This is a genomic window from Pseudoduganella sp. SL102, from assembly GCF_027856995.1.
Taxonomy (GTDB): Bacteria; Pseudomonadota; Gammaproteobacteria; order Burkholderiales; family Burkholderiaceae_D; genus Rugamonas; species Rugamonas albidiflava.
Window position 1 is genome coordinate 6,454,826 of sequence record NZ_CP115554.1, and the last position, 20,725, is coordinate 6,475,550.

Below are 20,725 nucleotides of genomic sequence, written 5' to 3' on the forward strand. Positions count from 1 at the left end.
AAAACAGCGACATGAAAACAAGCCCGCGTGCGCTATATTGGGTGCTTCATTCACGGATCGGAGGAACGATGGACACGAAGCCGCTGGTGCAGGCGCTGGCGCCCGCAGTCATCCTGTTCGCGCTGGGCGCGGGCACGGCGCACGGCAAGCCGGAGAAGAAGGCGCAGGCGAAAGGCGCGGCCAGCACCGCCGTCAAGGCAAGGCCCGCGGCCAGGGCATCCGCCGGTCCCACGCTGGCCGACGCCAAGCGCTTCCTGGCGCAGACCGAGGCGAAGTTCGACAGGCTCAATGCCGAGCAGGCCCGCGCCGACTGGGTGGGCGCGAACTTCATTACCGACGACACCGAAGCCATCGCCGCCTACTTCGGCGAACTGCAGCTGGATGCGGCCGGCCAGGCCGCGCTGGCGGCGCGCCGCTACAACCACCCGGGCCTGGCGCGTTCGCTCAGCAACAGCGATGCGCGCAAGCTCAAGCTGCTGCAGCTGACGCTGATGCTGTCCGATCCGAAGGAACGCGCCGCCTACGCGGCCGCGCGCGCGGCGCTGAGCGGCGCCTACGGCAAGGCGAAGTACTGCCCCACCGATGGCCGCCCGTGCATGCCGCTGGGCGAACTGGAAAAGATCCTGGCCACCAGCCGCGATCCCGCCAGGCTGCTCGATGCGTGGTCCGGCTGGCATGCGCAGTCGCCCGCTTACAGGGACCGCTACGCCGACTTCGTGCAGCTGTCGAACAAGGGTGCCCGCGAAATGGGTTACGCGGATACCGGTGCGCTGTGGCGTTCCGGCTACGACATGCCGCCCGAGGAATTCGCCTTCGAGATGGAGCGCCTGTGGCTGCAGGTGAAGCCGCTGTACGAAGCGCTGCATGAGTACACCCGCTACAAGCTGCGCGCCGCGTACGGCCCGAAGGTGGTGCCGCTGACCGGCCCGATTCCGGCGCACCTGTTCGGCAACATGTGGAGCCAGACCTGGGACAACATCTACCCGCTGCTCCAGCCCGCATCCGGCGCCAGCGGCTTCGACCTGACCAAGGTGCTGGAGAAGCGCAAGACCACGCCGAAGCAGATGACGGAGTATGCCGAGCGCTTCTACACCTCGCTGGGCATGCCGAAGCTGCCGGCCACTTTCTGGGAACGCTCGCTGCTGGCGAAACCGCGCGACCGCGAGGTGGTATGCCACGCTTCCGCATGGACCATCGACGGGCAGGACGACGTGCGCATCAAGATGTGCATCAATCCCACGGCCGAGGACTTCGCCGTGATCCACCACGAGCTGGGCCACGTCTACTACTTCCTCGCCTACCGGGACCAGCCGGTGCTGTTCCGCAATGGCGCCAACGACGGTTTCCATGAAGCGATCGGCGACACCGTGGCGCTGTCGATCACGCCCGCCTACCTGAAGCGGATCGGCCTGATGGACGAAGACCCGGACCCGAAGGCGCAGATCGGCGACCTGCTGCGCCGCGCGCTGTCGAAGGTGGCCGTGCTGCCGTGGGCCTACATGGTGGACCGCTGGCGCTGGGATGTCTACGCCGGCGCGACGCAGCCGGCCGACTACGACCGCAGCTGGTGGCAGCTGCGCGAGCAGTACATGGGCATCGGCCGCCCGCTGCCGCCGCAGGCCGGCGGCTTCGACGCCGGCGCCAAGTACCACGTGCCGGCCGACGTGCCCTACGCCCGCTACTTCCTGGCCAATCTGCTGCAGTTCCAGTTCCACCGGGCGCTGTGCCGCGAAGCGGGCCACGAGGGCCCGCTGCACGCGTGCTCGATCCACGGCAACGAGAAGGCCGGCAAGAAGCTGCGGGCCATGCTGGAACTGGGCACCAGCAAGCCGTGGCCGGAAGCGCTGAAGGCCATCAGCGGCGAAGACCGCATCGACGGCGGCGCCCTGCTCGAATACTTCGCGCCGCTGAAGGCCTGGCTCGACGAGCAGAACCGGCTGCTGGCGGCGCAGCAGAAGGGGTAGGCGTCCAGTGGCATGCGTGCGCCGCCAGTCGCGCCATCGACCAGCCGTGATCGACGGTTCGGTCGATCACGGCCAGCGGGCATGTTCCGCAGTCGAGCGACGGGAAATTTCTGTGCTGCATCAACGAACGCAGGAAACGCGATGCTAGATTGACTCTCCCACTGCACTGGAGACCGATCATGGGCACTCCCATGTCTTTCTCGAATCTCATCGGCGAACGCCACGCCCCTGCCGCGTTCCGCCTGCTTGCCGCAGCAGTCCTGGCCTTCGCTTCGACGCAGGCATACGGTGTGGACGCGGATGAACGTACCGTCACCGGAAAGTGGCGCGTAACCGCAGCAGTGGATGGTGCCGACATTGCGTCTCTCGACGAGCGCGAAGCCAGGAGCATGGTCAACAAGATCATGGTGATCGGCCCGGACAACGTTCAATTCGGCACTCACGCGTGCGGGCCGTCGGCATTCGAAGCGGAAAGCGTGGAACCCCGTCTCTTCCTGCGACGGCAATTCCACGCCAACGCTGGGAACCTGGGCCTCGCCAATCCTGTCACTGCCGTGAAGTTGAACTGCACGACGGTATTCATCAAGAATGCGGACACACTGCTGATCTTCTGGGATGGCTGGTTCTTCAATGCAGTGCGGATGAAGCCCTGACCAGGTGTTTGGTGCGACAGGCCCGGCTTGCCGGGCCTTGTCCATTTGACACCCCCACGTTATACTTGACGATTCTACTCAACTATTAAGCAGCCAGCCGCCGCCAGCCCGCTTCCTCCAGGTGTCCACCTGGTGCCCATTCAGGAAGGGTTTCATGGCGCAGTTCTCCCAGCCGGCACGTGCCGGCCGATTTACATCGCATCCCACATTTCATCCGCTGGCGCTCGCGCTGCTGTGCGCCTGGGCACCCGCCCACGCGGCCGGCCCGGCTGCCGACGCGCCGGCGGAAGCCGATGCCGCCCCGGTCGCGGTGGTGAAGATCGAAGGCAGCAAGCCCGAAGACGAGTTCGTGGCCCGGCGCAGCGGTTCGGCGACGAAGACCGACACGCCGCTGATCGAAACGCCGCAATCGATTTCCGTGATCCCGGCCGAGCGCCTGCAGCTGCAGGGCGCGCAAACGCTGCGCCAGACGCTGAACTACACGGCCGGCCTGGTCTCGGTATCGTTCGACAGCCGCGGCGACAGCATCACCTCGCGCGGCGGTTCGCCGACCTCGCTGGTCGACGGCCTGCAGTACAACTTCGGCTTCTACAACACCACGCGCCCCGATCCGTTCATGCTCGAACGGGTGGAAGTCTTGCGCGGCCCGTCGTCGGTGCTGTACGGCCAGGGCAGCGTGGGCGGCGTGGTCAACTACGTGACGAAGAAGCCGCTGGCGGAACGGCGGCGCGAAGTGCAGGTGCAGGCCGGCAGCCATGACCGCAAGCAGGTGGCCGTCGATGTCAATGAAGTGCTCGACGATGCCGGCCACTGGCGCGTGCGCGTGGTGGCGATCGGCCGCGACAGCGGCTCGCAGGTGAACCACGTGGCGGACGACCGCAAGGTATTCATGCCGTCGCTGACATGGGCGCCCGGCGCCGATACGTCGCTGACGCTGCACGCGCTGCGCCAGCAGGATGAAAGCGGCTCGCTGATCGGCTTCTTCCCGTGGCAGGGCACGCTGCTGCCGTCGCAGTACGGCCAGATCCCCACCGATACCTTCACCGGCGAACCGGGCTGGGATGCCTACAAGACGGACCAGACCTCGTTCGGCTGGCAGTTCAGCCACCACTTCAGCGACAGCGTGGTGCTGCGCCAGAATGCGCGCAAGAGCAATTCCGAAGTCGACTACCGCAGCGCCTACACCAGCTTCACGGCCATCCCGTCGCGCGGGCGGCCCGGCCGCCCCGTGTTCAACGCCGACAACCGCACGATCGAGCGCGACCTGATCCAGCAGGCCAACGCGCTGGACACGCTGCTGTTCGATACGCAGCTGGAAGCGAAGTTCGCCACCGGCCGCTGGCAGCACACCTTCCTGGCCGGCTTCGACGTGCAGCGCGCCGAGACGCGGCAGGCCACCGGGCGCGGCATCGCGGCGGCGCTCGATGTCTACAATCCCGTGTACGGCAGCTTCACGCCGCCCGCATCGCTGGCGCATCAACCGACCGCGGTGCTGCACCAGAAAGGCTTCTACGTGCAGGAACAGGCCAAGTTCGATGAGCGCTGGGTCGGCGTGCTGGGCTGGCGCCGCGACCACGCCGAGAACGACATCGAAGGGCGCCCCGCTTCCCGCACCGACGACAAGGCCAACACGAAACGCGTGGGCCTGCTGTACCTGGCCGACGGCGGCCTGTCTCCCTACGTCAGCTACGCCGAATCGTTCCTGCCGCTGGGCGGCGTCGATGTGTACGGCGAGCCGTTCAAGCCGCAGCGCGGCAAGCAGTGGGAAGCGGGCATCAAGTGGCAGCCGGCCGCCGCGGTCACCGCCTCGCTGGCGCTGTACCAGTTGCGCGACCAGAACCGCAAGACCACCGATCCGGCCAATCCGCAGAACAGCCTGCAGCTGGGCGAAGTGAAGGTGCGTGGCGCCGAGCTGGAAACCGCCGGGGGCGTGCGCGGCTGGGACTGGACCGCCGCGTACACCTACACTGACGCGCGGGTGTCGCGCAGCAATGGCGCCGACCTGGGCAAGCGCGTATCCGGCATCCCGAAGCACAACGTGTCGGCCTGGCTGTCGCGCGGCTTCTCGGTCGGCGGCGTCGATGGCTTCACGGCCGGCGCCGGCGTGCGCTACCTCGGCACCTCGTGGGATGGCACCGATTCGCTGCAAACGCCGTCGGCCACGCTGGTCGACGCCATGCTCGGCTACCAGGCGGGCCCATGGCGCTTTACCCTGAACGCCGTCAACCTGGCCGACAAGGTGCAGATCACCACCTGCCTCGCGCGCGGCGACTGCTTCTACGGGCAGCGGCGCACGGTGATGCTGACGGCGCGCTATCTCTGGTGACCGAAAACCGGTGACAGGCTCGAATTCTTTTGAAACGTTTCCCGAAAATCGGAGCCTGTCACTAATGCCGCTCATATAAGCTCACCCCAAGTGCAGATTCGGGGGTCAGACCCGGCGGGTCTGACCCCGGCCCTTCGCTGTTGGGGTGAATGCATGCGTTTTCAAAGCGTCGGGTAACGCTTAACCAAACGGCATTAGAGCCTGTCAACGGTTTTCTGCCAACGAAAAAGCCCCGCCGCTTGCGCGACGGGGCTTTTTGCATTCCGGCTGGAAGCGCGATCAGAACTTGTAGCGTCAGAACTTGTAATTCACGCCCAGCAGCAAGGTGCGGCCGTACTTCTGGTATTCCAGCTGCTGGTTCTTCGAACCGTTGTAGGTTTCGTAGGCGGCGTTGCGCAGGTTGTTCGCCTGCAGCACGATGCCCATGTCCTTCAGCGGGCCGTTCTGGAACGTGTAGCCGATCTGGAAGTCCAGGATGCTCTCGCCCACCACGTAGCGCAGCGAACGTTCGGCGGCGAAGTTGCCGATCTCGCCCACGAAGTCGGAACGCTTGCGCTGGCTCAGGCGGGTCTCGAAGCCGTTCTTCTCGTAGTACACGGTCAGGTTCGTCACGCGCTTGGACAGGCCCGGCAGCGGGATGTTCTGGCCGATCGAGCCATCCGGTTCCTGGATCGCGATATTGCTGTCCGTGTAGGTACCGGAAGCCACGATGCCGAAGCCGTCGAGCACCGGGGTCAGCATGTTCAGCGGCAGGGAGCCGGACAGCTCGATGCCGCGCATCACGCCGCCGTTGCCGTTGTATGGCGCCTTGTAGTCGCCGAACACGGTGTTGGCCTTGGTACCTGGCACGAACGCCGAGAAGTCGTAGGTCTTCGTTTGCGTGAAGATGTACGTGTCGAGCTTCTTGAAGAAGAAGGCGGCGGCCACGTAGGCCTTCTTGCCGAAGTATTTTTCATACGACAGGTCGAATGCCTTGGCGCGCCACGGATCGAGCTGCGCGTTGCCGCCCGAGGCACCCGGCTTGAACGTGGTGTCCGACACGCCGAAGTCCAGCGCGGCGCGCAGCTGGTCCACGCGCGGGCGGGCGATCTGCTTGGCCATCGCCACGCGCACGGTCTGGTCGTTCGGCAGGCCGAAGTTCAGGTTCATGCTCGGCAGCCAGTCGTTGTACGACTTGCCGTCGTGGATCGGCTGCACCTGCTGGTCGCCGGCCAGCGCACCGTTGAAGTACTTCGAATCGGAGAACTGCTTGGTGTGCTGCACCTGCACGCCGAAGTTACCGCGCAGCGAGATGTCGCCGAACTCGTGTTCGATGTTGGCCTTGGCGTAGGCGGTCGAGATCTTCTCGCGCACCGACCAGTTCTTGATCAGGATGGCGCCGCTGCCCGCGGTCGGGTTGAACGTCATGTAGCGCGCGACGACGGCCGGCACGTCCCATGCCGGCACGTTGCCGACACCGGCGAAGCCCAGGTCGACGGAGCCGTACAGCAGCGACGGATCGATGGTGGTCGGGTTGCCGGCCAGGTTGATGTTGCCTTCCGGCTGGTCCTTGTCCTTCGAGCGGTCGCTGTGGTTGACGCCCACGTCGAAGCCGGAGAACCAGTTTTCCAGCGCGGCCGGGGCCTGGAAGTTGGCGGCCAGCTTGACGCTCTTCAGCTCATCTTCCACGTACGGTACCTTGCCGTAGCCGGAGCCGTAGATCGTGTTCTTCACGTACAGGTTGGCCGAATCGCTGTAGTCGTTGCGGCCGGGCGCCATGCTCGGGAACGTGCCCGTCTTGAATGCCAGGTTCACGGTGTCCAGGTACTGCGCGTTGTTGACGGCGCCCAGTTGCAGGTTGTTTTCCAGGCCCAGTTCATCGCGCTTGGCTTTCGACCACGACAGGTCGGCCACCAGCTTCACGCCATCCAGGCGCCATTCGTTGTTCCAGCCCAGCGCGCGGATATCGTCGCGGCGCTCGGTGAACATGCCGCGCACCAGCGGGTAGACGTTGTTGGCGACGGCGGTGCTGATCGCGTTGCCGTTCTTCGTCAGGTTCGAGTAGAACGGCTCCGGCTGCAGGCCGCCATTCCAGCCGGACAGGTTGACTTCGAACTGGTTGGCCGTGTCCTCGTGCTTGAAGATGGACGCGTAGAAGTCCAGCGTGCTGGTGAACTGCTTGCTCGGACGGTATTCCACCACGCCCATCAGGCCGTCGCGGCGGTTGTAGCCGGTGCGGGACAGCGCCTTGATGCCGTCGGTGGCGGTGGTGCCTGCCGGCAGGCCGGTGCGCGCATCGGTCTTCCACGGTTCGTAGATGCCGGTCTCGTTGGCCAGCACCGGCGACTCCAGGTGGGCGAAGCCGATCGCCACGCCCAGCTTGCGGTTCAGGAACTGGTCGATGTAGCTGATGGAGAAGCGGTTGCCCAGCGACTTCGTGTTGGCCATGCTGCCCAGCGAATTGTGCTCGGCGCGGGCGTTCATCGCCACGGTGCGCTTGCCGAAGTTCAGCGGCCGCACGGTCTGCAGGTCGATCGTGCCGGACAGGCCCTGGCCGATCAGGCCGGCGTCCGGGGTCTTGTAGATCGTCACGCCGGACAGCAGCTCGGATGGATACTGGTCGAACTCCACGGAGCGGTTGTCGCCGGTGGACACCTGTTCGCGGCCGTTCAGCAGCGTGGTGGAAAAGTCCGGCGACAGGCCGCGTACCGAGATCACCTGCGCACGGCCGGCGACGCGCTGGGCGGCCAGGCCGGGCAGGCGGGCAATCGATTCGGCGATGGAGACGTCCGGCAGCTTGCCGATGTCTTCGGCGGAGATGGCTTCGACGATCGACGACGAATCCTTCTTGACCGAGATGGCGTCCTCGATGCCGCGGCGGATGCCGGTCACGGTGACGGTGGCGATCGGCGCCTCGGCCGCCGGGGTGGTTTGTTCCTGCGCGACGGCCGGTGCGGCCAGCGCGGCGATGAAGATTGCGCAGCCGGTAGCCACCGGGCTCAGTTGCAGGGCCGTGCGCGTGCTGCGCTCAGGCGCGAAGAATTTCATGGAAGTCCCCTCACTAATTTACGATTTTTCCCACGATCAATAACTAGCTCGACTACATGGGAATCCAAGGATTGCGGCCGCTCTATCAGACGTCCTGCAAGAATTTTGTATTAAAACTAGATCGAGTGTCAATTGAAGTTCTATTCAACTACGCCGCTTTCGCCTGTTCCCAGGCCTATTCACGGCCTTTTGGGCGGTTTCGTTGTATCGTGGCTACAGAAGCCCGGCAATGGATCTGTAGTGGAACTACAGAATACGACGCTGAGCAAGCGTTTCCACTGTAAAGATGTAACGAAAGCGCCATTTCCCGGGGCGGGATGTATTAAAACTAAGCCCACCACGGTGCAGATCGTTGTGCGAGCCCCTTGATCATAGTATTCTGCTCACGTTTTGTCTTTGAGCAGGCCGATCAAGAGCCTGTAGTCCCACTACTTCACCAGCGAAGTCCTGAGGAGACCCATGCACCCTGCCCTGCTGCCGCCGGCCTGCGCCATGCCGCTGCTGTTCGCCGCCACACTGGTTTCGCTGCCGGTATCGGCCACCCCCGCCAGTTATCGCATCGCCCACCTGGAACCCATGTCGTGGTGGGCCGGCATGCGCCACCCCGCCCTGCAATTGATGGTGCACGGCGAGCGCATCGCCGACCTGCAGCCGGCGATCGACTACCCGGGCGTGCGCATTGCCGGCACCACGCGCGTGGCCAGCCCGAATTACCTGTTAATCGAACTGGAACTGGCCGGCGACGTGCGGCCGGGCAGTTTCGCCATCGCCTTCAGGCCCGCGGGCCAGGCCGGCGACAAGGCGCCGCCGGTCCTCACGTACGACTACCGGCTCCAGCCCCGCGCACCGGGCTCGCGCGAGCGGCAGGGCTTCGGCGGCCGCGATGCGATCTACCAGGTGATGCCGGACCGTTTCGCCAACGGCGACCTGGCGAACGACAGCGCCGCGGCGATGGCCGACAAGGCCAATCGCGCGGCGGGCGGTGGCCGCCACGGCGGCGACCTGGCCGGCATGGCCGCGCATCTCGGCTATGTGGCGGAGATGGGCTTTACCCAGGTCTGGCCCACGCCGCTGCTTGAAAACGACATGCCGGCGTACTCCTACCATGGCTACGCGGCCACCGACTTCTACCGCATCGACCGGCGCTACGGCGGCAATGAAGACTTCCGCGCGTTCGTGGCGGCGGCGCGCGGCAAGGGCATCGGCGTGATCCAGGACGTGGTGCTGAACCATATCGGCGCCGGCCACTGGTGGATGAAGGACTTGCCGATGCCGGACTGGATCGGCTACGGCGGCAAGCCGGTGCTGACGAAACACCACCGGGTGGCGAACGGCGACCCGTACGGCAGCCGCGCCGATGCCCGCAATTTCACGGAAGGCTGGTTTTCGCGCGGCATGCCGGACCTGAACCAGGCCAATCCCTTCATGGCCACCTACCTGATCCAGAACACCATCTGGTGGATCGAGTATGCCGGACTGTCCGGGCTGCGGATCGATACCTACGGCTATTCGAACAACGCCTTCCTTACCGAATGGTCGCGCCGCGTGCTGGACGAATACCCGAACCTGAATTTGGTCGGCGAGGAATGGAGCACGCGCGTGCCGGTGGTGGCGCGCTGGCAGCAGGGCAAGCAGAACCACGACGGCTACCTGTCGCACATGCCGTCGATGATGGATTTCCCGCTCAACGATGCGCTGCGCCGCGCGCTGGCCAGCCCGGTCGATGAAAAAGGCGTCGACAGCAACCACGGCACGTTCAGCCTGAACGACCTGTATGAAACGCTGGCCCAGGACCACCTGTATCCGGCGCCGCAGGACCTGGTGCTGTTCGAGGGGAACCACGACCTGCCCCGCACCTGGAGCGTGCTGAATGAAGACATGGGCCTGTGGCGCATGGCGATGGCCTACCTGGCCACGGCACCGCGCATCCCGCAGTTCTACTATGGCACCGAGATCCTGATGCGCAGCACCACGCAGGGCCGCGACGACGCCTCGTACCGCCACGATTTCCCCGGCGGCTGGCCGGGCGACAGGGTGAACGCCTTCACTGGTGCCGGCCTCACCGCCGCGCAACGCGAAGCGCAGGCCTACCTGAAGAAGCTGCTGAACTGGCGCAAGGGCGCTACGGTCGTCCACGGCGGCCGCACAATGCACTTCGGGCCCGAACAGGACACCTACGTGCTGTTCCGCTACGACGGCACGCGCAAGGTGATGCTCGCGCTGAACAAGAACCCGAAGCCCGTCACGCTCGACACCGGCCGCTTCGGCGAAATGCTCGACGGCGTGGCCACCGGTACCGACGTCATCACCGGACAAACCTTTAATTTCGACCGCGGCATCGCGCTGCCGGCCCGCACGGCCATCATCCTGGAGCTGAAATGAACCGCACCGCCATCGCCACCGCCACCCTGGCCCTGCTGGCCGCCAGTCCCCTGCAATGCGCCGAACAGGAAGTCCCCTTCGGTTCCTGGGGCCGGCAGGAAAATGTCCGCATCACGACGCCGGACGACACCGCGCCGCTGCGCACCTACACGCACCGCACCACGATGGCCCTGCGCGACGGCGATCCGCAAACCGTCACCTATGCGGAAAGCGCCGACCTGCCACGCGTGCGCAGCGGCAACCTGGCATTCGATGCGCTGTTCGCGATGGCGATGGCCGAGATGCGGCAGGATGCCGTGTCCCACATCCGCGACGACAGCTACAACGTCGATGACAAGCGCGCCGGCCAGCCGATTCCCTGCGAGTGCTTTGAAACGGGCGAGAAATGGCATTACGTGTGGACCCGCGACCTGTCGTACGCGGCCGGCCTGGGCCTGGGCATGCTCGATCCCCAGCGGGTGCGCAACTCGCTGCAGTTCAAGCTCTCCGGCTACCGCGACGGACTGAAGAAGCCGGCCGCCGTGCCGGGCAGCGGCGATGGCCTGCAGATCGTGCAGGATACCGGCAGCGGCGGCAGCTGGCCGGTCAGCACCGACCGTGTCACCTGGGCATTCGGCGCCGACGAGGCGCTGAAGGCGCTGCCGCCGGCGGAACGGGCGGCGTTCGCGCCCATCGCCCTGAAGGCCCTCCGGAACACCATCGAGATCGACCGCGTGGCCGTGTTCGATCCCGCGGCGGGCCTGTACAACGGCGAGGAATCGTTCCTCGACTGGCGCGAGCAAAGCTATGCGGGCTGGATCCCCGGCCAGCTGGCGCACATGGCGACCGCCAAGGCCCTGTCGACCAACGTGGCGCACTACAAGGCACTGTCGCTGGCCGCGCAGCTGGCCGGGGAACAGGGCGATGCCGCCACGGCGCAGCGCTACGGCGACTGGGCGGTGCAGCTGAAGGATGCCATCAACGGCCGGCTGTGGCTGAAGGATGCCGGCATGTACAGCAGCCTGACGGCCGGCCACTTCGACGGCGCACCGCAGCACAAGTTCGACTGGCTGGGCCAGGCGCTGGCCATCGTGACCGGCGTGGCCGACGCCGAGCAGGCCGCCAGCATCGTCGAACGCTATCCGGACGGGCCGATGGGCGCGCCGGTGATCTGGCCCCAGCAGCCGGACCGCGCGGTGTACCACAACCGCGCCATCTGGCCGTTCGTCACGGCCTACGGCCTGAAGGCGGCGATCCAGACGCTGAACGTGGAAGCGGCCGATGCCGCCTACGACACGCTGCTGCGCGCGGCCGCCGTCAATGCCTCCAACATGGAGAACTTCGAGTGGCTGACGGGCTTGCCGATGTTCGATCCGAGCGGCGGCAAGCAGCCGGAGCTGGCCGGCCCGGTCGTCAATTCGCGCCGCCAGCTGTGGTCCGTCGGCGGCCTGGCCGGCGCGCTGATCGGCGGCGCGTTCGGCATCTCCACCACCAGCGACGGCATCGTCGTCGCCCCCTTCATCACGTCGAAACTGCGCAACGAGGCGTTCCAGGGCGCCAGCAGCGCCACCCTCTCCGGCCTGAAGCTGCGTGGCCACGCGATCGACGTGCAGGTGGTGCTGCCGCCACCGCAGTTCCAGGCCGGGTACCACGAGGTGCAGCAGGTGCTGCTGAACGGCAAGCCGGTCGATCCGCGCATCAAGTGGGCCGACCTGGCCGAGCGGAACACCATCGTGGTGCAGCTGGGTCCCCTGCTGCCGGGGCGGCAGAAACTGACCAGGGTCGCCGCCGATCCGCTGGCCATCGATCCCGCCGTGTTCTCGCCGGCGGAACCGGCGATCGCCTCCGCCAGCCGGGGCAAGCTGGCATTCGGCGCCGCGCCGGCCGGCGGCGCCGTGTACAACGTCTATCGCGATGGACGGCTGGTGGCCGCCAACGTGAAAACCGCGGCGTGGACCGATCCGGCGCCCCGCGCCGCCGCGTGCTATGCGGTGGAAGCGGTGTACCCCGTATCGGGCAACCGCAGCCACCACAGCGCACCCGCCTGCACCGGCGCCGCGATCGACATTCCCGCGGGCGACGCGCGCATCGCCGCCAGCATCAGGGCGCGCGGTGGCGTGATCGGCGGCTGGGGCGCGCCCGAGGACACGTTCAAGGCAGCCATCACGGTCCGGCAGCCCGGCACGTATGCCGTGCAGGTCCGCTATCGGAACAACGCCCACCAGGTCAACCTGGGCATCACCGGCGGCGTCAAGTGGATGAAGGTGCTCGATGCCGGCGGCGGTACCGTCGCGCAGGGCGTGGTGCAGCTGCCTCACTCGCCCGAAGGCCAGCCGGTGTATTCGACGCCGCTGGCGGCGCAGCTGGCCGCTGGCCGCTACACGGTCGAACTGACGGACTTCATCAACATGAGCAGCCTGCAGTCGAACGCCACGTACGCCGATGCCGGAGGCAAGGCGGGCCCGATGAACCGGTTCGACATCCACGGCCTCCGGCTGCTGGCCACGAGTGCCCCCGCACCCGCCCCGGTGGCGAAGGGCCGCCTGGAAATCGTCGACCGGTTCGCGTCGCCACAGCTGGGCAACGAGCGCAAGCTGCGCATCTGGCTGCCGCCCGGCTATGACAGTAACGCCGGCAAGCGCTACCCGGTGCTGTACATGCACGACGGCCAGAACCTGTTCGACCAGAAGACGGCCTACAGCACCGAATGGCATATCGACGAAGTCGCCGACCGCCTGGCCGCGCAGGGCGACATGCGGGAGATCATCGTGGTCGGCGTCGACAACACGCCGGACCGCAACGCCGAGTACACGCCTTGCTGCGACCCGCGCTGGGGCGGCGGCAAGGTGGCGGCCTATGGCCGCTTCCTCGCCGATACCGTGAAACCGTACATCGACAGCCACTACCGCACGCTGCCGGACCGCGCCAATACCGCCGTGATGGGATCGTCGTTCGGCGGGCTGGCGTCGCTGTACATGGCGCAACACCACGCGGACGTGTTCGGCCACGCCGGCATCATGTCCGGCTCGTTCTTCTGGAATGGCGGCGCATTGGTCGGCACCGCGCCGCGCGCCGCTGCCACGCCGGTACGGCTGTACGTGGATGCGGGCACGGGCATGGATGGCGTCGAGAGTACCCGCGCCTTCCACAAGGCGTTGCTGGACAAGGGTTGGCGCGCCGGCGGCAACCTGCTGTACGTGGAAGACGAAGGCGGCATCCACAACGAGCGGGCCTGGGCCGGCCGCGTGCATCGCGCGCTGACCTGGTTCTTCCCGCCCGCTCAGCCGCGCAGCGGCAAGTCCGCTTCCGCGCCCGTGGCGCAGGCGGCGCCGAAGTCGATGCAGTAGATATTCGTATCGCGCAGGTCCGGCGGGAAGCGCGCGCTGCGCAGGAAGCTCAGCCCGAGCTTTTCCAGCAGCGCGATCGACGGCGCGTTGGCCGGGCTGGCGATGCCGAACAGGCGCCGCAGCCCCAGCTTGCGGCGGGCGTGATCGACGATGGCCGCCGCCGCCTCATGCGCATAGCCCTGGCCCCAGTAAGGCGGCGCCAGCGCATAGCCGATGTCGGTGCCGGGCAGCGTATCGCGCAGGATCAGGCCGCACAGGCCGAGCGGCGCGCCATCGGCCTTGCGTTCCACGAGGTACAGCGAATAGCCGAGCAGCCGCTGCAGGCGCATCGGCCCGGCCACGATGGCGGCGCGCGCGTCGTCCAGCGTGCGGATGCCCTTGTCGCCGATGTGTTCCAGCCACGACGGCTCGTTCACCAGCGCCAGGTAGAACGGCGCATCGTCCTCGCGCATCGTGCGCAGCAGCAGCCGCTCCGTTTCCAGGATCTTCATCGGGCCTTGCCCAGCTGGCGGAAGTCGGCGCTGGCGGGCCGGCCCGGCAGGTCGAGCCGCGCCACGGCACGCGGCGATTCGGCCACGATGCGGCCGCGCCGCATCACCATGCGGCGCGCCGCCCGCAGCCGGATCGCCTCGACCGGATCGGCCGCGTCGAGCAGCACCAGGTCGGCATGGCAGCCCGGTTCCAGGCCGTACCCTTCCAGGCCCAGGATACGCGCCGGATTCTCGGTGACGGCGGCGAAGCACGCGCGCATCGCCTGCTGGCTGGTCATCTGCGCCACGTGCAGGCCCATGTGCGCCACCTCCAGCATGTCGCCGGATCCCATGCCGTACCACGGGTCCATCACGCAATCGTGGCCGAATGCCACGGTGACGCCGGCCGCCATCAGTTCCGGCACGCGCGTCATGCCGCGCCGCTTCGGGTACGTGTCGTGGCGGCCCTGCAGCGTGATGTTGATCAGCGGATTGGCGATGGCCGCCACGCCGCTTTCCGCGATCAGCGGCAGCAGCTTGCTCACGTAGTAGTTGTCCATCGAATGCATCGACGTCAGGTGCGAACCGGCCACCCGGCCGTGCAGTCCCAGGCGGTTGGTCTCGAAGGCCAGCGTTTCGATGTGGCGCGACAGCGGATCGTCCGATTCGTCGCAGTGCATGTCCACCATCAGGCCCTGTGCCGCGGCGAATTCGCACAGCACGCGCACCGACTCGGCGCCATCGGCCATGGTGCGCTCGAAGTGCGGAATGCCGCCCACCACGTCGACACCCATGCCGATCGCCCGCTTCAGGTTGGCCAGCGCGGTGGGGCTGCGCAGCAGGCCGTCCTGCGGGAACGCCACCAGCTGCATGTCGAGGTAAGGCGCCACGCGGCGCTTCACTTCCAGCAGCGCCTCCACGGCCAGCAGCCGGTCGTCGCAGACATCGACATGGGTGCGGATCGCCAGCAGGCCGCGCGCCACCGCCCAGTCGCAATAGCGCATGGCGCGTTCGACCAGCGCTTCCTGGGTCAGGGCCGGCTTCAGTTCTCCCCACAGCGCGATGCCTTCGAGCAGCGTGCCGCTGGCGTTCACGCGCGGCAAGCCATACGACAGCGTGGCATCCATGTGGAAGTGCGCGTCGACGAACGGCGGCGCGACCAGGTCGCCTTCCGCATCGATCTCGCGCGCGGCGGTAACGGCGAGGCGCGGCGCCACGGCGGCGATACGGCCTTCCTGCACGGCGATGTCGATGCCGGTACGGCCATCGGGCAGCGTGGCGTTGCGAATGACGAATTCCATGAGCGAGCTCCGGCAATGGGGATGGCCGATTGTAGGGATAACGGGCCGCGGCATGCAACGCTTGCCGCAGAAATGGATGTTGCAGTGCATAAATCAACGAATAAAGAAAGCACAAAGCGCTTTGCAATGCCTTGTTTCATCGCTAGAATGCCTTTATTGCAACGCACCATTCCTTGTTCTTAGGAGAGCTCATGTCTTCGATTACCGAACAGATTTCCGCAACGAGCAGATCGCAGTTAGAAAGCCAGCTCAACTTCCTGAACAGCGTGCTGAAGAATACCGTCGAGGGCGCCGGACAGATCGTGGCGCTGAACCTGAGCACCGCCCGCAATGCCGCCGAGCGCGGCACGGCCGCGGCGCGCCAGCTGATCGAAGCAAAGGATTCGCGCGCCGTACTCGACCTGGCCAAGCCGGCCTCCGCCATCGAAAGCCTGGTGGCTTACCAGCGCGAACTGTTTTCCATCGCTAGCCAGACCCAGCAGGCCTGGCTGAAAACGGCGACGGACCGCTTGCGCGCCGTGCCCGACAAGACGCTGGTGCTGGCCGCGCCCGTCGTGGCGCAGGTGTCGGAATCCGCGGTCAACGCGGCGACGGCTGCCACCAACGCTGCCGCCGAGGCAGCCCAATCGGCCGCCACCGGCGCCACCGACACGGCATTCCGCGCCGCGCAGGCGGCCAGCGACGCCGCGCAGGCCGCCTCGAACAGCACGGTGGAAGCAGCCCGCGCGGCCAGCGGCACCGCGGCGCAGGCAGCCACCACGGCTGCTCAGGGCACCACCGAGGCCGCCACCAGGGCCGTGCAGGACACGAGCGAAGCCGCCACGAAGGCCACGCAGGACGCCACCGAGGCAACGGTCAAGGCCTCCCGGGACGCCACCGAAGCGGCAACCAAGGCCACCGGCGACGCCGTCGAAGCGGCCAGCGACAACATCGCCAGGGCAGCCGAAGCGGCACCGGCCACCACCGACGTGGTCGTCGAAGCGGTGGAACGCGTGACGGAAGCGGCCGCGCAGGCACCGGTCGCGGCACCCGTCGCCGCCGAACCGGCCGCGTCGACGGCGCCGCTGTTCGAGACCGAAGCGGCGGCATCGAAAACCGTGCGCGGCAAGCCGGCCACGAAACCGGTCGCCGAGGCACTGGCCGCGCTGGCCGACAACAAGCCGTCCCGCTCGGCCCCGGGCAAGTCGCGCAAATAAGCGCCGCACAAGCGACAAACAAGCAACAAGCAAGCGACAAGCAAGCAACAAGCAAGCAACAGGCAGCCGGCACGCATGCCGCTGGCAAACCGCAAGCGAACCCGCCAGCCAGGCGGCAACCAAGCGGGCAAGCAAGTCCATCCCTCCGGCGCCGCCGGGTCCGCACGGACCCGGCAACGCGCTCCGCCCGCCTGATGTATCCTTGCGAGCTTCACTGAAGGATATGTCATGAGTTTATCGAGGCTGATCACGGGCTTCGTGAGGGTGCACTGGCGCGCGTATGCCAGTGCCGGCGTGATGCTGGCGCTGGTCGCCGTCATCGGTGTCTGGATTCCCCGCAAGGTCGGCCAGCTGGTCGACGCACTGGCCGCGCAGCGCCTCCCGCACGCCGAACTGCTCGAAGGCGTGGGCCTGCTGCTGCTGGTCGGCGTGGCCAATTATGGCTTGCGCGTGGCATGGCGCATCAAGCTGTACTCGACCGCCTACCGCCTGGGCGTGGAATTGCGCACCCGCTTCTACCGGCGCCTTACCTTGCAGGGCCCGGCCTTCTACCAGAAGCAGCGCACCGGCGACCTGATGGCGCTGGCCACCAACGACATCGATTCGATCGAGCAGGCCGCCGGCGAAGCGATGCTGGCCGGCTTCGATGGCGCCCTGACGCTGGTGCTGGTGATCGGCATCATGACGCTGGGTGTCGACTGGCGGCTTTCGCTGGTCGCGCTGCTGCCGTTCCCGCTGATGGCCTACGCGTTCTGGCGCATTTCCTCGCAGATCCACAAGGCGGCCGCCGATTCGCTGAAGCGCTTTTCGGCGCTGAACGACCATGTGCAGGAAACCCTGTCCGGCGTGCGCACGCTGCGGACGCTCGGCCTGGAAGGGCGCAGCGCCGCCACGTTTTCCGAACTGGCCGGCAAGGCCGCCGACGCGGCGCTCACCGCGCAGCGCTGGGAAGCGGGCTATGAACCGGCGGTGGGCCTGACGCTGGCCGCCGCTACCGGCCTGACGCTGGGCTTGGGCGGCTACCTGGTGTGGACCGACCAGCTGACGATCGGCGCGCTGACCAGTTTCTCGATGTACCTGGGCCAGCTGATCTGGCCGATGTTCGCGGCCGGCTGGGTGCTGTCGCTGCTGGAACGGGGCCGCGCCGCGTGGCAGCGGCTGCAGCCGATGCTCGACGCGCCGCTGACCATCGCCGACCACGGCACGCTGGCCGAGCTGCAGCCGGGCGACCTGGCGCTGGAACACCTGACCGTCTGCTATCCCGGCCAGTCCGAGCCGGCGCTGGCGGACGTGTCGCTGCGCCTGCGCCCCGGGCAGACCCTGGGCCTGGTGGGGCCGACCGGCTCCGGCAAGACCACGCTGCTGCGCGTGCTGCTGCGCCAGATGGCGCCGCAGTCGGGCAGCGTGCGCTGGAACGGCCATGTGCTGGAAGACTACCGGCTCGACGCGCTGCGCAGCGCGATCAGCTGGGTGCCGCAGGAATCGTTCCTGTTCTCGGCGTCGATCGCCGAGAACATCGCGCTGGCAAAGCCCGGCGCCACCCGGGCCGAGGTGGAACATGCGGCCGACCTGGCGGCGATCCACGACGACATCCTGCTGTTCCCGCACCGCTACGAAACGGAAGTGGGAGAGCGCGGCATCACGCTGTCGGGCGGGCAGCGCCAGCGCGTGGCGATCGCCCGCGCCCTGCTGTCCGACAACGACCTGCTGCTGCTCGACGATGCGCTGTCCGCCGTCGATACCGGCACCGAAACGCGCATCCTCGAACACCTGGAAGAACTGCGCCGCGCGCGGCCGGTGCGCAGCGCCATCATCGCAAGCCACCGGCTGTCGGCGGTGGTGAACGCCGACTGGATCGTCGTGCTGCACCACGGCCGCATCGTCGAGCAGGGCACGCATGACGACCTGCTGGCGCGGGATGGCTGGTATGCCAGCCAGTGGCGCTACCAACAACTGGAGGCGAGCCTCGATGCAAGCTGAAGACCTGGCGACGGAAAAAGACGCGCAGCACGGTGAGGGAAAACGCGTGGGAAAAGGCGCGGAGCAAGGCGTGGAAAAGGAAATGGAAAAAGGCGGGGAACAGGCCGCGGACCCGGCCCATGCCGACTCGATGCGGCGCGCGTTCGGCCTGCTGAAGACGGCCGCTGGACCGGAAGGACACCACCTGTGGTGGGCCGTGCTGTGGCTGGCCATCGCCGCCGGCCTGGAAGTGATCGGCCCGCTGCTGGGCAAGCGGCTGATCGACGAGTACCTGCTGCCGCGCGTCATGGACTGGACCGCGATGGGGCTGCTGCTGGGGGCCGTGGTGGCCACCGGCTGCGCCTCCACCTGGCTGCGCTACCTGCAGCTGGTGCGCCTTTCCGGGCTGGCGATGCGCTCGGTGCAGCGCCTGCGCGAGCGGGTGTACGGCCACGTGCTGCGCCTGCCGATGGCGTTCTTCGACCGCGCCATCACCGGCCAGCTGGTGTCGCGCGTGACCAACGACACCGAGGCGGTCAAGGGCCTGTACATCCAGGTGCTGTTCGTCATCCTCGACAGCACCATCGTGCTGGCCGGGACCATCCTGGCGATGGCCTGGCTGGACTGGCGGCTGATGTCGCTGGTGGTCGGGCTGATGCCGTGCGTGCTGCTGATCGTGTGGCTGTACCAGCGGCTGTCGGCGCCGGCCGTGGCGAAGGCGCGCCAGCTGCGCAGCGACATCAACGCCCAGGTGGCGGAATCGATCGGCGGCATGAGCGTGCTGCAGGCGAACAATGCCCAGGCCCGCTTCGCCGAACGGTTCAGCCGCACCAACGAGGACCAGTACACCCAGCGGGTGGCCGAGATCCGCGCCAACGCCTGGCTGCTGCGGCCGGCGCTGGACATGCTCAACGTGGTGCTGCTCGCCTCGGTCATCTGGCTGTTCGGCCAGCGCGCCGACGGCACCGTGCTGGGCGTGGCCGAGGTGGGCGTGCTCTATGCGTTCATCAGCTATATCGCGCGGGTGATCGAGCCGCTGATCCAGATCACCATGCAATTCTCCCAGCTGCAGCAGTCAGTAGTGGCCACCGCGCGCGTGGCCACCCTGCTCGACGAGGCGGGCTCGCCCGAACACGGCAAGGGCGCATCCGGCGAAGCGGCCAACGAGGCCGTCGCGCCGGGCACGCCGGCGATCGACATCCGCCACCTGGACTTCGCCTATGTCAACAACCAGCGGGTGCTGCACGACCTGTCGCTGCAGATCCCGCAGGGCGCCTTCTACGGCATCGTCGGCCATACCGGCAGCGGCAAGTCGACACTGCTGTCGCTGCTGCTGCGCTACTACCCGGCGCCGCGCGGCAGCATCCTGATGAATGGCCAGCCGCTGGACGATATCGGCCTCGACGCGTTCCGCGCCCGCGTGGGGCTGGTGCCGCAGGACCCGTTCCTGCTGGCCGCTTCGGCGCGCGAGAACATCGACATGGGCCGCAACCTGCCGCCCGAGCGGATCGAGCGGGCCGCCCGGGCCGCCCATGCGCACGAGTTCATCACGGCGCTGGAAGATGGCTACGACACGCTGCTGGGCGAAGGCGGCTCGCGGCTGTCGTCCGGCCAGAAGCAGCTGATCGCGATCGCCCGCGCGCTGGCCGGCGAGCCCCGCGTGCTGCTGCTGGACGAAGCCACCTCGCGCATCGACAGCGCCACCGAGCAGATCGTGCAGCAGGCGCTGGATGAACTGCGCGGCCAGGTAACCATCATCGCGATCGCGCACCGCCTGTCGACAATCCGCGATGCCGACCGCATCGTGGTGCTGAACCATGGCCGCATCGAGGAATCCGGTTCGCACGACGCGCTGATGCGCATCGAGGGCGGCCTGTACCAGCGCTTGTACTTGCTGCAACAGCTGGCCGCCTGAGCTTGCAAACCCGGCAATGACGGCAATGCCGCTTAGTTAAGTGTGAGCCGACACATTGAAGCGCATGCATTCACCCGAAAGCAAAGGGCTGGGGTCAGACCCGGCGGGTCTGACCCCGGAATCTGCAGTTGGGGTAGGCTTATCTAAGCGGCATCAGCCAATGACAAAAAAATACCGTTGTTGCGTAAATGCCGTGCGGGACCGCC

General features: G+C 67.1%; 11 protein-coding genes. 8 read left to right on the top strand and 3 right to left on the bottom strand.

Annotated features, from left to right (window positions below; all coding sequences use genetic code 11):
* Positions 1-68: 68 nt before the first annotated feature.
* The 3 genes from OU994_RS27370 to OU994_RS27380 all read left to right on the top strand — a co-directional run bounded on the left by OU994_RS27370 (position 69) and on the right by OU994_RS27380 (position 4,943).
* Entirely contained in the window at positions 69-1,964 is a 1,896-nt protein-coding gene (locus OU994_RS27370; RefSeq protein WP_281608473.1) for a M2 family metallopeptidase, read from the top strand.
* A 179-nt stretch (positions 1,965-2,143) separates the two neighbouring features.
* Positions 2,144-2,617 carry a hypothetical protein gene (locus OU994_RS27375; RefSeq protein ID WP_281608474.1) on the top strand — a complete coding sequence of 158 codons (474 nt, stop codon included), beginning with the start codon at positions 2,144-2,146 and terminating at the stop codon, positions 2,615-2,617.
* A gap of 154 nt (positions 2,618-2,771) precedes the next feature.
* Positions 2,772-4,943: a TonB-dependent siderophore receptor gene (locus OU994_RS27380; protein ID WP_281608475.1), complete on the top strand. Its 2,172-nt coding sequence runs from the start codon at positions 2,772-2,774 to the stop codon at positions 4,941-4,943.
* A gap of 294 nt (positions 4,944-5,237) precedes the next feature.
* Here OU994_RS27380 and OU994_RS27385 read toward each other — a convergent pair whose 3' ends face one another.
* Positions 5,238-7,970: a TonB-dependent receptor gene (locus tag OU994_RS27385; RefSeq protein ID WP_281608476.1), complete on the bottom strand. Its 2,733-nt coding sequence runs from the start codon at positions 7,968-7,970 to the stop codon at positions 5,238-5,240.
* Positions 7,971-8,429: 459 nt separating this feature from the next.
* Between OU994_RS27385 and OU994_RS27390 the strand changes: the two genes are divergently transcribed.
* Together OU994_RS27390 and OU994_RS27395 are read left to right on the top strand one after the other, a co-directional pair.
* Positions 8,430-10,352, top strand: coding sequence for a glycoside hydrolase family 13 protein (locus OU994_RS27390; RefSeq protein WP_281608477.1), 1,923 nt, complete (start codon positions 8,430-8,432; stop codon positions 10,350-10,352).
* Complete coding sequence (locus OU994_RS27395) at positions 10,349-13,678, top strand: alpha/beta hydrolase-fold protein (RefSeq protein ID WP_281608478.1); 3,330 nt, start codon at positions 10,349-10,351, stop codon at positions 13,676-13,678. The genes OU994_RS27390 and OU994_RS27395 overlap by 4 nt, the downstream gene beginning before the upstream one ends.
* Here the strand turns inward: OU994_RS27395 and OU994_RS27400 are convergent.
* Both OU994_RS27400 and OU994_RS27405 read right to left on the bottom strand, forming a co-directional pair.
* On the bottom strand, positions 13,612-14,169 hold the full coding sequence (locus OU994_RS27400; RefSeq protein ID WP_281608479.1) for a GNAT family N-acetyltransferase: 558 nt from the start codon (positions 14,167-14,169) through the stop codon (positions 13,612-13,614). The genes OU994_RS27395 and OU994_RS27400 overlap by 67 nt on opposite strands.
* Positions 14,166-15,449, bottom strand: coding sequence for an amidohydrolase family protein (locus OU994_RS27405; RefSeq protein WP_281608480.1), 1,284 nt, complete (start codon positions 15,447-15,449; stop codon positions 14,166-14,168). The genes OU994_RS27400 and OU994_RS27405 overlap by 4 nt, the downstream gene beginning before the upstream one ends.
* Before the next feature lie 191 nt (positions 15,450-15,640).
* Between OU994_RS27405 and OU994_RS27410 the strand changes: the two genes are divergently transcribed.
* The 3 genes from OU994_RS27410 to OU994_RS27420 all read left to right on the top strand — a co-directional run bounded on the left by OU994_RS27410 (position 15,641) and on the right by OU994_RS27420 (position 20,519).
* A complete protein-coding gene (locus OU994_RS27410; protein ID WP_281608481.1) occupies positions 15,641-16,645 on the top strand; it encodes a phasin family protein in 1,005 nt (334 codons plus the stop codon).
* Between the two features lie 228 nt (positions 16,646-16,873).
* Positions 16,874-18,625: an ABC transporter ATP-binding protein gene (locus tag OU994_RS27415; protein ID WP_281608482.1), complete on the top strand. Its 1,752-nt coding sequence runs from the start codon at positions 16,874-16,876 to the stop codon at positions 18,623-18,625.
* Positions 18,626-18,755: 130 nt separating this feature from the next.
* On the top strand, positions 18,756-20,519 hold the full coding sequence (locus OU994_RS27420; protein ID WP_281611732.1) for an ABC transporter ATP-binding protein: 1,764 nt from the start codon (positions 18,756-18,758) through the stop codon (positions 20,517-20,519).
* Positions 20,520-20,725: the final 206 nt, after the last annotated feature.